The sequence below is a fragment of the Flavobacterium sp. MMS24-S5 genome (assembly GCF_050320125.1).
Classification (GTDB): domain Bacteria; phylum Bacteroidota; class Bacteroidia; order Flavobacteriales; family Flavobacteriaceae; genus Flavobacterium; species Flavobacterium tyrosinilyticum.
The window spans coordinates 3,018,284-3,037,174 of record NZ_CP190016.1; the positions used below are offsets into that span (position 1 = coordinate 3,018,284).

The 18,891-nt window shown below is 30.9% G+C and carries 21 protein-coding genes; 17 read left to right on the forward strand and 4 right to left on the reverse strand.

The window, feature by feature from the left end:
• Window positions 1-40: 40 nt before the first annotated feature.
• The gene (locus tag ACPWTF_RS13980; RefSeq protein ID WP_248729027.1) at window positions 41-2,815 is read right to left on the reverse strand and encodes a 2-oxoglutarate dehydrogenase E1 component; all 2,775 of its coding nucleotides are present in this window, start codon (window positions 2,813-2,815) and stop codon (window positions 41-43) included.
• Window positions 2,816-2,932: 117 nt separating this feature from the next.
• On the opposite strand from ACPWTF_RS13980, the gene ACPWTF_RS13985 reads away from it, so the two are divergent.
• Window positions 2,933-3,484, forward strand: coding sequence for a hypothetical protein (locus tag ACPWTF_RS13985; RefSeq protein ID WP_379794922.1), 552 nt, complete (start codon window positions 2,933-2,935; stop codon window positions 3,482-3,484).
• Window positions 3,485-3,561: 77 nt separating this feature from the next.
• Here ACPWTF_RS13985 and ACPWTF_RS13990 read toward each other — a convergent pair whose 3' ends face one another.
• Window positions 3,562-3,726, reverse strand: a complete 165-nt coding sequence (locus ACPWTF_RS13990; RefSeq protein ID WP_427871638.1) for a hypothetical protein — start codon at window positions 3,724-3,726, stop codon at window positions 3,562-3,564.
• A gap of 574 nt (window positions 3,727-4,300) precedes the next feature.
• On the opposite strand from ACPWTF_RS13990, the gene ACPWTF_RS13995 reads away from it, so the two are divergent.
• From ACPWTF_RS13995 to ACPWTF_RS14070, 16 genes are all read left to right on the forward strand, one after another.
• On the forward strand, window positions 4,301-5,728 hold the full coding sequence (locus tag ACPWTF_RS13995) for a helix-turn-helix domain-containing protein (protein ID WP_427871639.1): 1,428 nt from the start codon (window positions 4,301-4,303) through the stop codon (window positions 5,726-5,728).
• A 771-nt stretch (window positions 5,729-6,499) separates the two neighbouring features.
• Window positions 6,500-6,670 (forward strand): class I lanthipeptide, encoded by a 171-nt coding sequence (locus ACPWTF_RS14000; RefSeq protein ID WP_427871641.1) that lies wholly within the window; start codon window positions 6,500-6,502, stop codon window positions 6,668-6,670.
• A 15-nt stretch (window positions 6,671-6,685) separates the two neighbouring features.
• On the forward strand, window positions 6,686-6,844 hold the full coding sequence (locus tag ACPWTF_RS14005; protein WP_427871642.1) for a class I lanthipeptide: 159 nt from the start codon (window positions 6,686-6,688) through the stop codon (window positions 6,842-6,844).
• 452 nt (window positions 6,845-7,296) lie between these two features.
• The gene (locus tag ACPWTF_RS14010; protein WP_427871643.1) at window positions 7,297-7,443 is read left to right on the forward strand and encodes a class I lanthipeptide; all 147 of its coding nucleotides are present in this window, start codon (window positions 7,297-7,299) and stop codon (window positions 7,441-7,443) included.
• Between the two features lie 27 nt (window positions 7,444-7,470).
• Window positions 7,471-7,638, forward strand: coding sequence for a class I lanthipeptide (locus ACPWTF_RS14015; protein WP_427871644.1), 168 nt, complete (start codon window positions 7,471-7,473; stop codon window positions 7,636-7,638).
• 11 nt (window positions 7,639-7,649) lie between these two features.
• Window positions 7,650-7,814 carry a class I lanthipeptide gene (locus ACPWTF_RS14020; protein ID WP_427871646.1) on the forward strand — a complete coding sequence of 55 codons (165 nt, stop codon included), beginning with the start codon at window positions 7,650-7,652 and terminating at the stop codon, window positions 7,812-7,814.
• Window positions 7,815-7,922: 108 nt separating this feature from the next.
• Entirely contained in the window at window positions 7,923-8,087 is a 165-nt protein-coding gene (locus ACPWTF_RS14025) for a class I lanthipeptide (protein ID WP_427871648.1), read from the forward strand.
• A 379-nt stretch (window positions 8,088-8,466) separates the two neighbouring features.
• Entirely contained in the window at window positions 8,467-8,637 is a 171-nt protein-coding gene (locus tag ACPWTF_RS14030; RefSeq protein WP_427871649.1) for a class I lanthipeptide, read from the forward strand.
• A gap of 94 nt (window positions 8,638-8,731) precedes the next feature.
• Window positions 8,732-8,914 carry a class I lanthipeptide gene (locus ACPWTF_RS14035; protein WP_427871651.1) on the forward strand — a complete coding sequence of 61 codons (183 nt, stop codon included), beginning with the start codon at window positions 8,732-8,734 and terminating at the stop codon, window positions 8,912-8,914.
• A gap of 336 nt (window positions 8,915-9,250) precedes the next feature.
• On the forward strand, window positions 9,251-9,421 hold the full coding sequence (locus ACPWTF_RS14040) for a class I lanthipeptide (protein ID WP_427871653.1): 171 nt from the start codon (window positions 9,251-9,253) through the stop codon (window positions 9,419-9,421).
• A 476-nt stretch (window positions 9,422-9,897) separates the two neighbouring features.
• Window positions 9,898-10,221: a biotin/lipoyl-binding protein gene (locus ACPWTF_RS14045; protein ID WP_427871654.1), complete on the forward strand. Its 324-nt coding sequence runs from the start codon at window positions 9,898-9,900 to the stop codon at window positions 10,219-10,221.
• A gap of 41 nt (window positions 10,222-10,262) precedes the next feature.
• Window positions 10,263-11,051, forward strand: a complete 789-nt coding sequence (locus tag ACPWTF_RS14050) for an HlyD family secretion protein (RefSeq protein ID WP_427871656.1) — start codon at window positions 10,263-10,265, stop codon at window positions 11,049-11,051.
• Window positions 11,044-13,206: a peptidase domain-containing ABC transporter gene (locus ACPWTF_RS14055; protein ID WP_427871658.1), complete on the forward strand. Its 2,163-nt coding sequence runs from the start codon at window positions 11,044-11,046 to the stop codon at window positions 13,204-13,206. The genes ACPWTF_RS14050 and ACPWTF_RS14055 overlap by 8 nt, the downstream gene beginning before the upstream one ends.
• Before the next feature lie 15 nt (window positions 13,207-13,221).
• Complete coding sequence (locus tag ACPWTF_RS14060; RefSeq protein ID WP_427871660.1) at window positions 13,222-14,649, forward strand: lantibiotic dehydratase; 1,428 nt, start codon at window positions 13,222-13,224, stop codon at window positions 14,647-14,649.
• Window positions 14,612-16,351 carry a thiopeptide-type bacteriocin biosynthesis protein gene (locus ACPWTF_RS14065; RefSeq protein ID WP_427871662.1) on the forward strand — a complete coding sequence of 580 codons (1,740 nt, stop codon included), beginning with the start codon at window positions 14,612-14,614 and terminating at the stop codon, window positions 16,349-16,351. The genes ACPWTF_RS14060 and ACPWTF_RS14065 overlap by 38 nt, the downstream gene beginning before the upstream one ends.
• Before the next feature lie 4 nt (window positions 16,352-16,355).
• Window positions 16,356-17,444 carry an alcohol dehydrogenase catalytic domain-containing protein gene (locus tag ACPWTF_RS14070; protein ID WP_427871663.1) on the forward strand — a complete coding sequence of 363 codons (1,089 nt, stop codon included), beginning with the start codon at window positions 16,356-16,358 and terminating at the stop codon, window positions 17,442-17,444.
• A 14-nt stretch (window positions 17,445-17,458) separates the two neighbouring features.
• On the opposite strand, the gene ACPWTF_RS14075 is transcribed toward ACPWTF_RS14070, so the two are convergent.
• Both ACPWTF_RS14075 and ACPWTF_RS14080 read right to left on the reverse strand, forming a co-directional pair.
• Window positions 17,459-17,812, reverse strand: a complete 354-nt coding sequence (locus ACPWTF_RS14075; RefSeq protein ID WP_427871665.1) for a hypothetical protein — start codon at window positions 17,810-17,812, stop codon at window positions 17,459-17,461.
• Window positions 17,813-17,879: 67 nt separating this feature from the next.
• Complete coding sequence (locus ACPWTF_RS14080; protein ID WP_427871667.1) at window positions 17,880-18,854, reverse strand: polyprenyl synthetase family protein; 975 nt, start codon at window positions 18,852-18,854, stop codon at window positions 17,880-17,882.
• Between the last annotated feature and the right edge of the window lie 37 nt (window positions 18,855-18,891).

Genomic DNA, 18,891 nt, shown 5'->3' on the forward strand with positions numbered 1-18,891 from the left:
CCTGATAGTTATCGGGGCTGAAACTTGAAACATTTTTTTATTATCTGAATAAATTTTTATCGAATACCATTCTAATTGCATCTGCATGACGACGTTTCGCACGTGTGTAGCTTCCAGATGCTGGAGCAGAATATGCTTTTAATGAAGCCAATCTCCATTTTACAAGATCAAAGTTCATTAACATAAAGCTGTAAGCTCCCATGTTTTTAGGCTCTTCTTGCGCCCAAACATAATCGTCAGCATTTGGATATTGTGCAATAATTTCTTTGATTTGATCTACAGGGAAAGGGAATAATTGTTCGATACGAACCACTGCAACATCATTTCTTCCGTTGTTTTCTCTTTCTGCTACGATATCATAGTAGAATTTACCTGTAACAAAAACTAAAGTTTTTACACCTTTTTTGTCTACGGTATTGTCATCAATTGTTTCTTGGAAACTTCCGTTTGCAATTTCTTCAACTGTAGATACACATCTTGGATCACGCAATAAACTTTTTGGAGAGAAAACTACCAATGGTTTACGGAAATTCGTTTTCATTTGTCTTCTTAACAAGTGGAAGAAGTTAGCTGGCGTTGTACAATCGGCAACATACATGTTGTGTCTTGCGCAAAGCTGTAAGTAACGTTCCATTCTTGCAGAAGAGTGTTCTGCACCTTGTCCTTCATATCCGTGAGGCAATAATAAAACAATACCGTTTTGGTTGTTCCATTTGTCTTCACCACAAGAAATGTATTGGTCAATCATGATTTGAGCACCGTTAGAGAAATCTCCAAATTGTGCTTCCCAAATTGTTAAGGCTTTTGGGTTTGCTAATGCATATCCATAATCAAAACCTAAAACACCATATTCTGATAAAAGTGAATTGAATACGCCAAAGTTTCCTTTTTTGTTTTCAATAGCGTTCAATAAGATTACCTCCTCTTCAGAATCTTCTACTTTTACAACAGCATGACGGTGAGAGAATGTACCACGCTCAACGTCTTGACCAGAAATACGAACGTCGAATCCTTCTGTTAAAAGTGAACCGTAAGCTAGTGCTTCTGCAGTTCCCCAATCGATGGTATTGTTATCGTAACCAGCTTTTCTGTCTGTAACAATTTTACTGATTTTGTTGATAAACTTTTTGTCTTCTGGTAAAGTTGAGATTGTCTTAATGATAGAATCTAATCCTTCTTTAGCAAAAGTAGTATCAACTTTTTGAAGCATTTGAGTATCTGTTACCTGAACAAATCCGTCCCATTCGTTTTTCATGAATGGAGTAATGATTGTTAAGTCTTTTTTACGTGAAGCTTCTAAGTTTTCTTCTAAAGCAGATTTGTATTGTTTTTCTAAAGCATTAACATAAGATGCATCGATTACACCATCAGAAAGTAATTTATCTGCGTAGATGTCTCTTGGGTTTTTATGTTTAGCAATGATTTTATATAAAACAGGTTGTGTGAAACGAGGTTCGTCACCTTCATTATGTCCGTATTTTCTATATCCTAATAAGTCAATAAATACGTCACGTCCAAATTGCATTCTGTAGTCTAATGCAAAAGATACAGCGTGTACAACAGCCTCTGCATCATCAGCATTTACGTGCAATACTGGAGAAAGAGTCACTTTGGCAACGTCTGTACAATAAGTAGAAGAACGAGCGTCTAAGTAGTTTGTTGTAAATCCAACTTGGTTGTTAATTACTATGTGGATTGTTCCTCCAGTTTTGTAACCATCAAGTTGAGCCATCTGAATGATTTCATATAAAATACCTTGACCTGCAATTGCAGCATCTCCGTGTACTGCGATTGGCAATACTTTAGAGAAATCGTCAGCATAATATTTATCTTGTTTAGCTCTTGTGATACCTTCAATTACAGCTCCAACAGTTTCTAAGTGAGAAGGGTTTGGTGCTAAATTGATGTTGATGCTTTTTCCAGATCTTGTTTTTTTGTCGGCAGTAAGGCCTAAGTGGTATTTTACGTCACCGTCAAAATATTCTTGATCGTAATCTTTACCGTCAAACTCACCAAAGATATCTTGAGTAGATTTTCCGAAGATGTTTGCCAAAACGTTCAAACGACCACGGTGAGCCATTCCCATTACGAATTGTTCAACACCTTTCTCGGCAGCTTGCTCGATCAAAGCATCTAAAGCTGGGATGATAGATTCTCCACCTTCTAATGAGAAACGTTTTTGTCCAACATATTTAGTATGAAGGAAGTTCTCAAAAGAAACAGCTTCGTTTAATTTATTTAAGATTGTTTTCTTTTCTTCTGTAGAGAAATTGGGCTGATTAACATTTACAGCCAATTTGTCCTGAATCCATTTTACAACACCAGGATTTCTAATGTACATATATTCAATACCGATATGCTGGCAGTAAATAGCTTTAAGACGATTTACGATATCTTGCAAAGAAGAAGGCACCATGCCGATGGTTTGAGCAGCATCAAAAACAGTCGAAAGATCGGCTGTTGTTAACCCGAAGTTTTCAATATCCAAAGTTGGAGATGAAGTTCTACGGTCACGAACAGGATTTGTTTTCGTGAATAAATGCCCGCGCGTACGGTATCCGTCAATTAATTTTAGTACATTGAATTCTTTTTGCAGTTTTTCTGAAACCAAACTACAGTCTGCGTTGTCGCTAGTCACGTACTCAACGATCGTTTGCACTGGATTTTCGTCGTTATAAGTTGTTTGTCCAAAGTCAAAACCTTGAAAAAAACTTCTCCAGCTAGGCTCAACGCTGTCTGGGTTAACTAAATATTGATCGTATAATTGTGCAAAAAACTCGGTATGCGCTGCGTTTAAAAATGAAAACCTATCCATAATATGAGTGAATATACTTTTTTGTTATATAGAAAGGCAAAAGTACAACAATCACATTTATTTAAATCTTTTTTTTACGTACTTTTACGTAAAAATTTGTTAAAATAAACGTTAACTATGAATAAAATTCAATTTTCAATCGATTGCAAATATTTTTTTGTGATTTTGGCCGTCTTATTTTCAAGTTATAGTATTGCACAACAAAAATATGTCATTGACAACAGTAACCATTTTTGGGAAAAAGTTCAATTTGGGGGTGGTTTAGGTCTTGGGTTTGGCTCAGGATACACTAATGTCTCTGTAATGCCAAGCGCCATTTACAATGTCAACGAAATTGTTGCCCTTGGAGTTGGATTGCAGTTTGGCTATTTATATCAAAAGAATTATTACGAATCATTTGTTTACGGCGGAAGTTTTATAACGCTTGTAAATCCGATTCCGCAACTTCAATTATCTGCAGAATTGGAACAAGTTAAGGTCGATACCGACTACGATGAAAATTATTATCATCCCGGTTTTTCCGATTCTTATTGGAATACCGCATTATATCTAGGAGCAGGTTATAGAACAGGAAACGTGACAATTGGAGCGCGTTACGATGTTTTATACGATCCTAATAAAAGTCTTTACGGTTCAGGATTTATGCCTTTTGTGAGGGTGTATTTTTAAAGTACTTTATATATAATAAAAAAGACCGATTCAATTTGAATCGGTCTTTTTTTATTTTGAAAACTTATGCTTCACTATTATTGTTCTACATAAATAGAATATACGCTCCTTGGGTCAGTAATTGGATCACCTGGATTACTACCTCCCACAATTGATCTTGCTTGTTTTGAGTCAAGTTCCATAATATTTGTTTTCTTAAATACTATTTTTTTTGGTTTGATTTTGTTCATAATCTTTTTCATAATGTTTTTGGGTTTTAAAATTGGGTTTAATATTTTAAATTGTTTGGTGAAATTATTCTAAAAATGATATTAAAAAAAACCGATGTACCTTATTTTTATAAAAATAGCCTGCCTTTTTATAAAAAAAATATATCTTCGGCATTAAATTAATTATTCCTATTTTTTTGAAAAAGAAACGAAAATGAATAGACTGTCTAGGTTGTACTGTTTACTTTTATTATTTTCTATTAATTTATTTTCTCAGAATAAAATAGAGGTCTATAAGGATTCTGTAAAAAGTTTGCTGTATACTAATCCTGTTAAAGCAAAATATTATTGCCATAAAATACTAAAATACGCTAAATCTAATAATTTGCTCGAAGAAGAAGCCAAATCTTCTTGTGTTTTAGCTGACTTAAGCGGTGCATTAATGCAAAAAGATAGTGCTTATTATTACTTTGATAAAGCAATCCAAAAGACGATTCAAATCGGTAATCAAAAACTCGAAATGGTCTTCAAGATCAATAAAGCAAACTTTTTATTCAACGAATTTGATTTTGAGGAAGCTTTAACTCTTTATGAGGAATGTTCGGAATTGTCTAAAAAACTGAAAGATGAAAATGCTTATGATTACATTTCGATAAAAAAAGGAAGTATTGCTTATGAATTGGAGCGATATCAGGACGCTTTAAATATCTACAAAGAAAACCTAAATAAAAAAGGCAGTAGTCCTGTAGGTCAATTAAACCTCAAATTGGGATTAGTAAAAACGTATATTAATCTAAACAAACCAGATTCAGCCTATATCTTTATAAAAAGTGGACTTAAGGAATCTCAAGAAAGTAGATTTAGAGAACATGAAGTTCATTTTTTGATTCAGTTAGGATTAATTTATATAGATAAAAAAAAATACTCAGAAGCTAAATCAACTTTTGATAAAGCATTGCTTATTGCGCAAAATATCCAAAGTAAAAATTTAATAATCGATACCAATATCAAGATATCAAGATTGTATTCTATCCAAAAAGAGTACGATAAAGCAATTTTGATCTTGGATTCATTAATAAAAAAGGAGGCTGCATCAAATATTCCGGTAGAGACTTTATCTGAAATCTATTATCTATTAGCAGAAAACTATAAATCAATTAAGAAATTTTCTGAATCAAACTACTACTATAGTCAATTTATTGAAAAATCGAAGAAAATTGGAGAAAAGAGAATTGAAGCTATTGATCATTTGCATAAAATTGACATCAACGAAATTAAAGAACGTGAAAATGAACAAAAAAAGCAAAATTGGATTTTACTTGGTTTAATTCTTTTTTTAATTCTAGTATTTGTTAGATTTTTACTTAAAAGAAGAAAAGACAGCATACAAAATCAGATAAAATTTGAGGAGCTAATGTTTAAAATTAAAAAATTTGAACATCAAGCCCACATAAAAGTGGATGAACAAGAACAAAGTACAGATTTTTTAAGCGAAGAATTAGAAGATCATATGGTAGAGGATAAATTTGAATTAGAACAGGTTCAAAATCCAATTATGCCTATTATTACAGATCTTGATGACGAAATATTTATTGAAAAAAATAATCTTGAAGATAACAATACAGAAAGTGGAGAAGACGCAAACTCTCAATTTGTTATAAAAGATACAACAAGAATAGAAATTTTGGAGAAGCTTATTAAATTGGAAGAAAAAAAATTATTCTTAAAACAAGATTTTACATTGCATAATGTTGCAAAGAGATTAAAGACAAATACGGCCTATTTATCTAAAATAGTGAATAATGAATTAGGCAAGAATTTCAGCACTTATGTAACTGAATTGAGAATTAATTATATCATTCTTGAATTAAAGAATAATGCAAAGTTAAGATCCTATTCAATTAATGCCATAGCAGAAGAAATTGGATATAAAAGTCCTGAATCATTTACCAAATATTTTAAGATTGCAACCGGAATTAGCCCTTCTATTTATATAAAAAAGATAAATCAAATGCTAGAAGATGAAAAGAAGTGATTCTTATGTAAGTTATTGATTTTCAATAAATTAAATTTATATTTTGCCCCCTTATTTTATAAATATGGGGGCTTTTTGTTTTTTTGACAGGAAAAAAAGATTTTACTTTGTCTCAGAAATAATTCGAATATCGAAATGTTTCAATTGGGTTTAAAAAAGTGGTGAAAATAAGTAGCCACTTTTAAATCTAAAAAAATAAAACAGAGTGTGGAGACTCTGTTTTATAAGGTAATTTTAAAAAAAACGTAATACCTAGCAAGGTTGCCAGAAATTACTTCTGCAAAAGTAAAAAAAAATGTGCTTCATAATACATTTTTTTACAAATTCTAAAGTACTTCTACAAAGCATTTCTTGTTAGCTTTTGAAACAAAGGTTATGAAAACAAGTAATCAATCTGGTCGTAAAAGACTCAGCAAAAATTCAATTTTTAAAATTTATGACAACCAGGGCATAAGTAGTTCTAAGTCATTGTTTTATAAAATATCAAAAAAAATTAAAGGTTTTTTCAAATAAATCAGCTTGGATATTTTACCGAAGCAATAATATGCTTTCGTGTTTTATCTATAAATATCTATTGATTGTAATTTTGAGTAAGGTTGAAATAGTTTTAGGTACAGTGATGTTGTTTTAATCGCTGATCACTAGATACTTGAATTAATTAAGTAATACAAAGTAAAAAGAATTGAATGATAGTACAGACTTTTTCCTGTCTGTGTTATGCGAGATTCTTATTTATAAAAATTAATCGTTAAACAATTAAACAATAATCAAATGAAAAAAACAATTATTACCAACAAACTGGCTTTTAAAAAAGCAGATGTTACAGAATTAAATGAAAATTCAATGAATGAAATCAATGGAGGATCAACTATTTTAGGAGGAGACAATTGCACAGGATGCTGTTGTTTGCAAATAAGTATTATAATAATGCAAGATATGTAATCCAGACATTTTAGAATGAAAAAATTAACTCAAAACAACAAATTAGCTTTCAATAAAGCTATTGTTACTGAATTAAACGAAAATGAATTGCAAGATATCAATAGCGGCACAAATGATTTAATTATAAGTTTTATTATAACTGCCGGATATGGTACTTGGTTAATGGTTGTGTAAAAAGCAAATGAGCAATAGCATTACTATTAGTTTGTTAGTAACTAGACAATTGTACAGAATAAAGAGGGTGTGGAGACTCTTTTTTATAAGGTAATTTAATAAAAAACGTAATCTTAAAAGTTTACTGGAAATTGCTTCTGCAGATGTAAAAAACATTGTCATTTCGTTTTTTACGCTTTCAAAAGCACTTCTTCTATCCAATACTTGATTACAAAAACAGAGTGTATGTCTAGGAATATATTTGCCTAAAGGGTTAATACTGTCTAAAAATCATACAGATCATTATGTTCTAAACTGCTAAAATTGGGCCTATTTCTCAGCTTAGATTTTAGTACGCGGCATCAGTATGTTCTAAAAAGAAATGGGACGTATTCAAATTTGGGCAATACGGACTCTGAATCTATTGCGTGCCATAATTCAAATGAAAGTAAATTATTAAAAAACAAATGATCATGAAAAAAAAAGACACAAGCAATAAACTTGCTTTTAATAAAACGGCTATTACAGAGCTTAATGAAAGTCAACTTCAAGAAATAAACGGAGGTACTGATTCACTCAGAAGTATTTCTATTACGATTTATGTTTTGACTTTACTTTAAAAATAATAACAACCTAATAATTAGAAAATGAAAAAACAAAACTCAAACAATAAGCTGATTTTTAATAAAACTGTCGTTGCAGAATTAAACGACACCCAGCTTCAAGATGTAAATGGCGGAAGCATCCTTTCATCTATACTTGTAATTGCTAGTATTGGACTAGGAATTCTAACTAGTCAAGCAGAGAATATCTAATAAATAAAATTATGAAAAAACAAAACTCAAACAACAAGCTTGCTTTCAATAAAGTAGCTGTTACAGAATTAAATGAAAATCAATTAAACGAGATCAACGGCGGAACATCAATAGATGGTGGCGGAGATACTTGTACAGGATGTTGCTGTGTGCAGACTTTACTTGCAGTAGCTTAATAAATCTATAAGTTTTTTTAGCAATTAACTAAAGATAAAACAATCCTAAAAAAAGGAGTAACCCAAAAATCCTTAAAAGAGTAGGGAACAAAAATTAAATATAAAATTATGAAAAAGCAAAACGCAAACAACAAGTTAGCTTTCAATAAAGCTAGTGTTATCGAATTGAATGACAGCCAAATGCAATCTGTAGAAGGAGGAACCGTGACAGTCTCTTCATATTATTGTGTAGCTGCCATTAGTGCATCTATTTATTGGTTAATGGCTGATTAATGGCAACAATGAGTTATAAAAGCAATCGGATAGTTTTGATTTTTTTATTAGCCGCTTTGACAAGTTATATTATTGTTAGAGATTTTAAGAAGAAGCAATATTCTAAAAAAATTGAAATCGAAAATAAAACTGCAAAACAAAGCGATCTGAAAAGTCATAAAATAGAGTAAGAATAAATTGCCGCTAAAAAACAACCAAATGGGTATAAAATAGCAGACCTATTTTTATAGTACTAACAGTATTTTAATACCGTATCGTATCCCATATTGTATTGCTTAGACGACAATTTATTGAGATCTTAAATTTTATATTAAAACAAACAAGGAGAAACCTGAAAAGCCTGAAAAGAGTAAGGATTGAATTTAAAGTTTAAAAAATTATGAAAACGCAAAACCAAAACAACAAGTTAGTTTTTAACAAATCTGTACTTACAGAATTAAATGATGATTTATTAAAGGAAGTAAACGGAGGAGGTAGTGTTCTAGAAAGTTTCTTGGCTTCAGTAGCGATCAGTTATGAAATCACTAAAGATTTATTTGCTGACAAGTAATAGATTAGAATCCACACGATAAGTTACAATGAATGACAAGGAGTAACCCGAAAATCCTTAAAAGAGTAGGGAATAAAAATTAAATAATAAAATTATGAAAAAGCAAAATGCAAACAACAAATTAGCGTTCAATAAAGCTAGTGTTATCGAATTAAATGACAACCAAATGTATTCAGTAGATGGAGGAACTTCTCCAGTAGCAACTTCTTCAGGATATTGTTCAGCAGTACTTGGTGGACTTGTTAGTGCAGGTATCGCTTGGTTAATGGCTGATTAATATAAACAATGAGTTGTGAAAGTAATCAGATACTTTTGACTTTTTTATTAGCCTTTCTGACAAGTTATATTATTGTTAGAGATTTTAAGAAGAAGCAATATTCTAAAAAAAATGAAATCGAAAATAAAACTGCAAAACAAAGTAATCTGAAAAGCCACAAAAAAGAGTAAAAATAAATTGTTATTAAAGAAATGCAAACAATAAGATAGCATTTTCAGATAATATCATATATTTCTTTATGCAGCAATTTCCTGAGCTCTTTAAATTTATATTAAATAAATAGGAGTAACCCGAAAATCCTGAAAAGAGTAAGGACTAAATTTAAAATTTAAAATTATGAAAACGCAAAACCAAAACAATAAGCTAGTTTTTAACAAATCTGTAATCACAGAATTAAATGATGATTTATTAAAGGAGGTAAACGGAGGAGGTAGTGTTCTAGAAAGTTTCCTGGCATCAGTAGCGATCAGCTATCAAATCACTAAAGATTTATTTGCTGATAAATAATAAATCAAAAAAACAAAACAGAAACAACATTATGATTTTTAATACGTCTGAACTTGCAGTATTAAAAACTATTACTAATAAACCGAGATAGTTTAAGGGGTGTTTTTGTAAAGTTATTAGAGACTCAATTAAGGATAGCACAATTGATTCTTAAAAAAACTATCTGCATTAATTTGCAGGTAGTTTTTTTTTATTGAGAATAAACTATAGATAATATTTTAATAGTTCAAAAAGGGCTGGTTTTATTGTAGCGTTATTGATTTTAAAAATCAGATAACGCTTTTTTTTGTCATTAAAAACCATGAGAACTAACCGAAAGCATAAAGACTCGTAAAAATGCAAATGATATTTTATTTATCTAAAAATCAACAATATAGATCGTATTTTTATATGCTTTTTTTATAAAAATAGGGATTCTTCACTTTTTTCTTCTTTAAATATTAGGTTCATTTGTCAAACAATTTAATACTAAAGAAATGAGCGATAATGAAATTTTTCCAAAAGAGATTTTAAACAGTACAGTTGAAAATCATATTATCAAGCATAATAAAAAAACGTCGCTTTTATTTGTGATTACTTTCTTAGCACTTTTAATTGCAGCGGTTTCTTTGCCTTTTATAGTTATAGATATTTATACGACAAGTAGAGGAAACATAATTCCGCAAGAAAAAAAACTGACACTATACTCACCCATAAGTGGTAAAATATCTTTTTTTAATGTTGATGAAAATCAAAAGATAAAAAAAGGCGATACTCTACTAATAATAGAACACAATATATTAAAGAGAGAGAGAATCTGAACATTGTTCAAAGTTCTGAAAACTTACGTTACTTAAATGATTTGAAGAATTTGATCGATCGAAATTACAATCAAATACAATCCGATCAATATAAAAGAGAGCTTTTAAAACATCAGCAAGAATTATATAATCTAGATGTTATTATTAAAAACACCCAATCCGATTTTAATAGAAAAGAATACTTGTTTCAAAAAGAAGTTATTTCTAAATCCGAATTTGAAAAAGCACAACTGGATCTGGATAAGATTAAAAACGATCGAATCAATTTAATTAAACAAACCGAATTATCCTGGCAAAAAGAATATACACAGCTAAGTCAGAATAATAAAAGTATTCATTCGAATCAAAAACAGTTAAAAGAAGAAGAAAATAATTATATGATAATTGCGCCCATAGATGGCGAATTAATAAACATGCAGGGTTTTCATAAAGGCAGCGGAATTGCAGCAGGAAACCCAATTGTTGAAATTTCTCCCGATAAGGATATTATTGTAGAAACCTACGTTAATCCGTCAGAAATAGGGTTTTTAAAAGAAGGTGGAGACGCCATATATCAGGTTGATGCTTTTAATTCAAATCAATGGGGTTTTGCAAGGGGTAAAATTATCGAAATAAGTAAAGATATTTTAATCATCAATAATGCTCCTTATTACAAAATTAAGAGCAGTCTAGAAAAAGACACTTTGTCTCTAAAAAATGGGGCGACAGGAAACTTAAAAAAAGGAATGAGTTTAACAAGCCGTTTTTTTCTAACTAAAAGAACTGCATATCAGTTATTATTTGACAAAGTAGACGATTGGTTTAATCCTTATAACAACAAAAATGAGTAAAATTGCAATAAAACAACATGATTCTTCAGATTGCGGTGCTGCTTGTTTAGCTTCAATTTCAGAACATTACAATTTAAGTCTGCCTATTTCTAGAATTAGACAATATGCGAATACCAATCAAAAAGGAACAACATTATTAGGGTTAAGAGAAGCTTCAGTAAAATTAGGATTTCTAGCCAAAGGAGTAAAAGTTGAATTCGAAGGATTAAGAGATATTCCGTTACCTGCCATATTGCATGTATTAATTATAAAAGACGGGCATGAATTTCCTCATTATATAGTAGCTTATAAAGTTACCAGCAAATATGTCCTTACAATGGATCCTGCGGTCGGCAAATTGGAAAAAAAGTCATTTGCTGAATTACAAAAAATATTTACTGGGTATGCTTTAATCTTAGTTCCTGATGATGACATTTTTAAAGAGAAAAACGAGAAAATATCAAATTTCAGAAGAATATTATTTTTATTAAAACCGCATAAGTACATTTTACTGCAAGCTATTATTGGAGCCGTTTTATATACGCTTTTAGGTTTTTCTGTTTCAATTTATGTTGGTAAGATTACAGATTTTGTACTAGTCAGCGGGAATAAAAGCTTGCTGAATTTAATGAGTATAATAGTAATAGGCTGTTTGTTGCTTCAAATTATATACAGTGTTTTAAAAGATGTATTTATTCTAAAAACAAGCCAGCAAATAGATTCAAGATTAATATTAGGGTATTACAAGCATCTTTTTACAATGCCTCAAAAGTTTTTTGACACCATGCGAATTGGCGAAATTATGTCAAGAATTGGAGATGCCGTAAAAATTCGAGCCTTAATAAATGAAACTGCTTTAAGCGTTTCTGTTAACATTCTAATTGTCATTTTTTCGTTCGTTTTTATGTTTACTTTTTATTGGAAATTAGCTTTAATTATTTCATTGATAATTCCGTTTTACGTTGCTATTTACTTCATAACAAACAAGCTAAATAAAAAAGTAGAACGCGAAATAATGGAGAAAAACGCGCTTTTAGAATCTCAATTGGTAGAGTCTATAAAAAATATAGGTACTGTTAAAAGATTATCGTTGGAAGATTTCTCTAAAATAAAAACAGAATTAAAATTTATTGATTTGCTTCAAAGCATTTATAAATCTGGATTGAATGGAATTTTTTCAAGAACATCTACAGATTTTGTTTCCAGATTATTTACTATAATCCTTTTATGGGTAGGAACTTATTATACAATTGATGGCGAAATTACACCAGGAGAATTGTTTTCGTTCTACTCTATTATTGGATATTTTACTGGTCCGGCAGCACAATTGATTGGGACTAATCAGGCAATTCAGAATGCAATGATTGCTTCAGACCGTTTGTTTGGAATTATGGATCTTGATCGTGAAGAAATGGAATCTAAAGTAAATCTAACAGCAAATAATTTTGATGATATCAAATTTAAAAACATCGATTTCTCTTATGAATTAGGAAGATACATTTTTAAAGATTTGAATTTAACAATCAAGAAAGGTCAATTTACAGCTTTGGTTGGAGAAAGCGGAAGCGGAAAAAGTACAATTGCCTCATTAATTCAAAATATTTATGCTCCAAAAGAAGGTAAAATATTAATTGGGGAATATGATCTGAATTATATCTCTAAACAAAGTATCAATTCATTAATTACCACAGTGCCTCAAAATGTAGAGCTTTTTGATGGGACCATTGCTTTTAACATTGCAATCGGACAATCCAATCCAGACATGGAAAAAATAATTAATGTGAGTAAAAAAGTGGGAGCTTATGATTTTATTGAGGCTTTACCAAATGGATTTAATACTTATTTAGGCGAGTTTGGAGCTAATTTGTCAGGAGGAGAAAGACAAAGAATCGCTTTTGCAAGAGCACTCTATAAAGATCCAGAAGTGCTTATTCTTGATGAAGCTACTTCAGCTCTTGATTCGGAATCAGAGTTGGTAATAAAAAATCTGGTAGAAGATTTAAGAGCACAGGGAAAAACAATAATTGTAATTGCGCACAAGTTGCAGTCGATAAAAAAAGCAGATGTTATCTATGCCTTTAAAAAAGGTGAAATCATTGAGTCAGGTTCTCATGAAGAGTTGCTAAATAAAAAAGAATACTATTATAAAATGTGGAACAATATAATTGTTGAATAAGGAAAATTTAAAAAAATGAAAAATTACTCTTTTACAAAAACAGCTATTGTAAGAACTCCAATTGAAGAAAAACAATTGGATATTACTTGGGAGAAGATTTTAGAAATCTTTTCAAAAAAAGAAAACAGAGAAGCATTATTTATTGGTTCTCCAAACATCTACAAAGCGCTTTTATCTTGGGAAAAAGGAGAAGCTTTTCAGACTGAAGATGACTTGAAAAACTTAAAGGGATCTTTGTATAAATATGTTTCCCGTTTGTCAAACAGAAGTACGCCTTTTGGAATGTTTGCTACTGTGTCAGCTGTAGATGTGAACTCGGAAACTGACTTGAATGTTAAGGAGAGCGTTTTTGGCAGGTTTACTAAATTTGATATGTATTTCTTAGGGAGCTTTCTGCCTGTGATCTTGCAAAATGATGCTATACAAAAGGTTTTAAAATACCATAGTAACAACTCAATTTACACCGTTTTTGATAAATATAGGTATGTAGAATACTATTTCAAAGACAATGTTAGATTTCATAAAATTTCTGAAGTAGAAATCAGTGAGTATCTGGAAGAAATATTCACGAAAGCTAAAAACGGAGTTTTGTTAAGTGAATTGGTAAATAATTTGGTTTCTGATGAAATCACGGAAAATGAAGCCAAAGAATTTATCAATACTCTTATACAAAGTCAATTTATCGTAAGTGAACTTGAGTTTACCATAACGGGAGAAGATTATCTGGATAAATTAGTAAAAGTATTTTCGGAAAAACGATTTGATTTTTATGAAGCACAGGTTATCAAAGAATTAATTACTAATCTAAAAACAAAAATTAATACCCTTGATGAAAATAATACTAATGATCCTGTTTTATATACTGAAATTCATGAATTAGTAAATGAGGAACTAAATCATGTTGATGTTTCAAAATTATTCCAGGTTGATAGTTTTAGAAAGATAGAGAATGGTTCTATTAGTTTTAAAACTTTAAAAAAACTACGTCCTGCACTAACAGTTCTAAATAAATTGCAGTCGAAATACAACAATGCCAATTTGAATGATTTTAAGAAAAAATTTCAAGAACGTTTTGAAGAATATGAACAGCCATTGGTAAGCGTTCTAGATCCGGACATTGGTATTGGTTACGGAAGACAGTCTGGAGCAAAATCTCCTTTGGTTGACGAATTGCTAATCAACACTGAACAGTCTGATGTGAATCAGATTTCAATGGACACAAAAAAGGCGTTTATATTCAAAAAATTGATTCAGGCTACAAAAAATAACCTTCAGTCTGTCGAAATTACAGATGATGAAGTCAATAAATTTGAAGAAAATGAATCTTTATACCCAGATACTTTTTCAGCATTTGTAAATGTTTTTCATGAAGATGGAGTTGAAAAAATCAATTTAAAAACAGCTAGTGGTTCGATCTGCAAACGGATTAATAGGAAGATTTAGCCATTTAGATACCAAAATTTTAGATTTATGCAATGAAGTAACTGCAATTGAAAATCAACTGCAGCCAGACAAAATTATTGCTGAAATAGTACACTTGCCTCAGGCGAGAACAGGAAATATCTTATACAGAAATTTTCAAAGAGAATATGAAATTCCGTATTTAGGAAATGCATCTGTAGAAAAAGAGAATCAAATTATGATTGAAGATCTTTATGTTTCAGTTAAAGGAGGAAAAATCGTTTTGCGCTCTAAAAAGCTCAATAAAGAAATTATTCCAAGACTAAGTAATGCACATAACTATAGTGCAAATGCATTGCCAATCTATCATTTTCTTTGTGATCTTCAAAATCAAAACTCTTTTGGATTTGGATTTAGTTGGGGGGCACTTCAAAATCAGTTTGATTTTTTACCACGATTAACTTATAAAGATGCGGTTTTAAGCAGAGCTACCTGGAACATCAGTAAAACTGAAATTGAAAGTATTCTGGCAGTTAGTGAATCAAAAAATATTGAATTTATTCGAAATTTCGTAGCACAGAGAAACATTCCGGATCTTGTATATTTTACTCAGGGAGATAATGAAGTGTTGATTAATTTCAAAAATGATTTGAGCTGTAATGTTTTTTACTTTATGCTCAAAGGTGAAAAATTCGTTCAATTAAAAGAGTTTTTCTTCGCTGAAGATACTATAACAGGCACTTATTGTAATGAAATAATTTTTACGGCGCATAAAAATATCGATCAAAAACAAGAAGCTGACACCACAATTCAGTTTGTATCGAAAGAGTCTAAGTCAAATGTTATTCCTTCATTTTCAATAGGAGAAAAATGGCTTTACTATAAGTTTTACTGCGGAGAAAGAGCAGGAGAAGAGGTTCTAAATAGAGCGATAAACCCAATTGTCGAAGAATTAAAGTCAAGTGATTTAATCGATAAATGGTTTTTTATTCGTTATCATGATACTCAGGGACATCATATCAGATTCCGTGTTTTGTTAAAAAAGACAGATTCTTTTACAGATTGTATTCAAATCGTTAAAAAGCATATCGAGCCTCTTGAAAAAATGAAAATAATCTGGAAAACACAAACAGATAATTATCTTAGAGAGTTGCAGAGATATGGTTATGAGGTTATCGAAGAAACTGAAACCTTGTTTCATAATGATAGCGAGTGTACTTTGCAGTTTACTGATATGATTGAAGGAGATTCGGGAGAAAAAGTAAGATGGCTGTTCTCCTTATTGTCTATTGATCACTTTTTAGATGATTTCAATATTGGCCTTGAAAGTAAAGTCAAATTGTTTAATGTGGCCAAAACCAGTTTTGGAAAAGAATTTAATCGTTCTGGAAAACTTAATAAACAGATTAATGAAATGTTTGTAACTCATGAATCTGAAATTGAAGCTTTCTTAGACAGAAACAATATCGATGAAATGTATGAGCCATTAAATCAAATTCTTAAACAGCGTTCAGACAAAAATGTCGATGCTATCGCTACAATAAAAAGAAGTAGCGAAGACCAACGTCTTCCTACGCTGCTTTTTAATATCATGTTAAGTTATGTCCACATGATTTGTAATCGAATTTTTATAACCAAACAAAGAGCACACGAAATGGTTGTTTATGATTATTTGTATAAATATTACAGTAAAAAATTGCACGCAAGTAAAACACTTAAAGAAAAAGCAGAATTAATAAACTAAAATTATGAGAGCATTAGCAGTAGTAACTTCTTCTTTATTTGATAAAATCGAAGACAGTCAAAAACATTTAATCGAAATTGATAACTTAAAAATTCCTATTGCTTTCATTGAAGGAACTCCTCCTGATTTTGAAGCTGATTCTGATAAATACGCGAATTTTGTTTTGGTAAAAAAATCAAGTTTCTCTTTAAATTATAGAGATTTAGGCGTAATTGAAGGCGCATGGAAAAAATTGAATGCTGAAAAAGAGGATACTTTTTACGCCATTGGATCTGATTTTTCAGGACACGTGGCAGCTATTGGTAAAAATGTAACCACATTAGCAGTAGGTGATTTAGTGATGGGTAATTGCTTTTATCCTGAATCTGAAAATGGAACTATCCCAGGAATTCCCTCTAATCATTCTAGTAAAGAATATGAAATATATCATTGGGGAAAACTAATCAAAGTACCAGATTATATTTCCAGTGTCGAAGCTGGAGCGATGAGTATCGGAATTCAAACGGCTACGGCAATGATTAGAAAAGCCAATATCAAAAAAGGAGATAATGTATTGGTAACATCAATTACATCTAATACTTCTTTCTTTTTCCTAAATGCGCTTTGGAATCTGGATTGCAATGTTTACGGATTATCTTATTCAGGGAAAAATACAGAAATAGTGCGTGAGCATTTTACTTTTATTAAAGATGTTTTTGGGATAAAGGAAAATAAAATACCCGAAAAAATATTTTTTGATGTCGTTTTGGATGCCTTTTCAGACACATATTTGCCTATTTTGTCTTCAAAATTAAATTTGCATGCACGATACGTGACTTGTGGCATTTTTAATCAGTCATCAGATAAAATAACAAATGTAAAACCAATAAATTTACCTTTATTGATTGCCAATTTAATGATTCGTAATGTGAGTTTTATTGGTAATTGTTTGGGAACAACGGAGGATTTGCTGACAGGTATTGAAAGCTATAAAACACATAAAATAAAGATTGATTCTATTTTTACAGATGGCGATACTTTGGCTGAGTTTATCAATAAAACCTATAATTTAGGATCTGATAAATTCGGGAAGGTTGTTTATCAATATACTTAATTCGGGGGAAAAGTCTATTTATAATAATTTCGAAACCAAACCTTCTGCCATTCTCTCTTTAGAATCAAGAAAGCAACTTGTTCGGCCAGAATAACCAAATCTGATCCGTCAAGTTGTTTGATTTCGTTTTCGGGAACGTCAATGATGTAGAGAAGATTTAAGTATTCAGCAAATTTGTACTGAATCATTCGGTAGACTTTTTCATGAATCTGAATCTTTAATTCGTCTGGCGAAATGCTTAATGGGAAATCGATTCCTTCATTGGCCAGATTGAAGTCTTTATTAATCTGCTCAATAAGATTCAAATATAAAGTCTCTGCCTGCGCTTGCTCTAATAATGATTCGGTATTTACTGGTGCTACAAACATGTGATTTTAGATTTTTGATTGCTGATTGTAGATTTTTTTCTGAATACTAATTTCTGAAAACGGAACACTAAACTTTGCGTCCCATTAAGTTTTCTCCGAAAGTCCTCAAAACGTTTTTCTTTTCATCGCCGATTTCCATTTTTTCTAACGTTTCAAAAGCTTTAAAAGTATACATTTCAATTGCTTCCTGTGTTGCTTTTGATGCTCCAGATTCGTTAAAAATTGCTTTGGCAGTTTCTATTTTTTCTACATTATCTTCTAGCTGAAGCGTAAACAATTTTTCTAATTCTGAAGCTTTTTCGTTAGAAGAAAATTCTAAGGCTTTTAGATACAAATACGTTTTTTTATTTTCAATAATATCTCCTCCAACTTGTTTTCCAAAAGTTTCAGGATCTCCAAAAGCATCCAAATAATCATCTTGAAGCTGGAAAGCCAATCCTAAATTTAGTCCGAAATCATAAATTAAATCGGCTTCTTTCTCAGAAGTTTTAGATACAATTGCGCCCATTTTCATGGCAGCCGCAACCAAAACAGCTGTTTTGTATTCAATCATTTTAAGATATTGCGGAATCGTAACATCTTTACGAGTTTCAAAATCTACATCCCACTGCTGTCCTTCGCAAACTTCAAGCGCTGTTTTGCTGAATAATTTGGCTAAATTTCTAAAAACAGTCGGTTCATATTGTTCAAAATATTGATAAGCCAAAATAAGCATGGCATCTCCAGAAAGAATCCCAGTGTTTAAATCCCATTTTTCATGCACCGTAACTTGTCCTCTTCTCAAAGGCGCGTCGTCCATAATGTCATCATGAACCAGCGAAAAGTTGTGAAAAACTTCAACCGCCATTGCTGCCGGAAGCGCAATCGAATAATCAGTGTCAAAAACCTCTGCAGCCATTAAAGTTAAAACAGGACGAATGCGTTTTCCGCCAAGTCCTAAAATATATTCTATAGGCTCGTAAAGATTTTTAGGCTCTTTATGTATGTTTTGGCTTTGAAGATAATTGATGAAAAAATCTTGGTACTGACTTATATCGTGCATAATGAATTCTGATTTCGAAGCTCAAAGATACAATTCA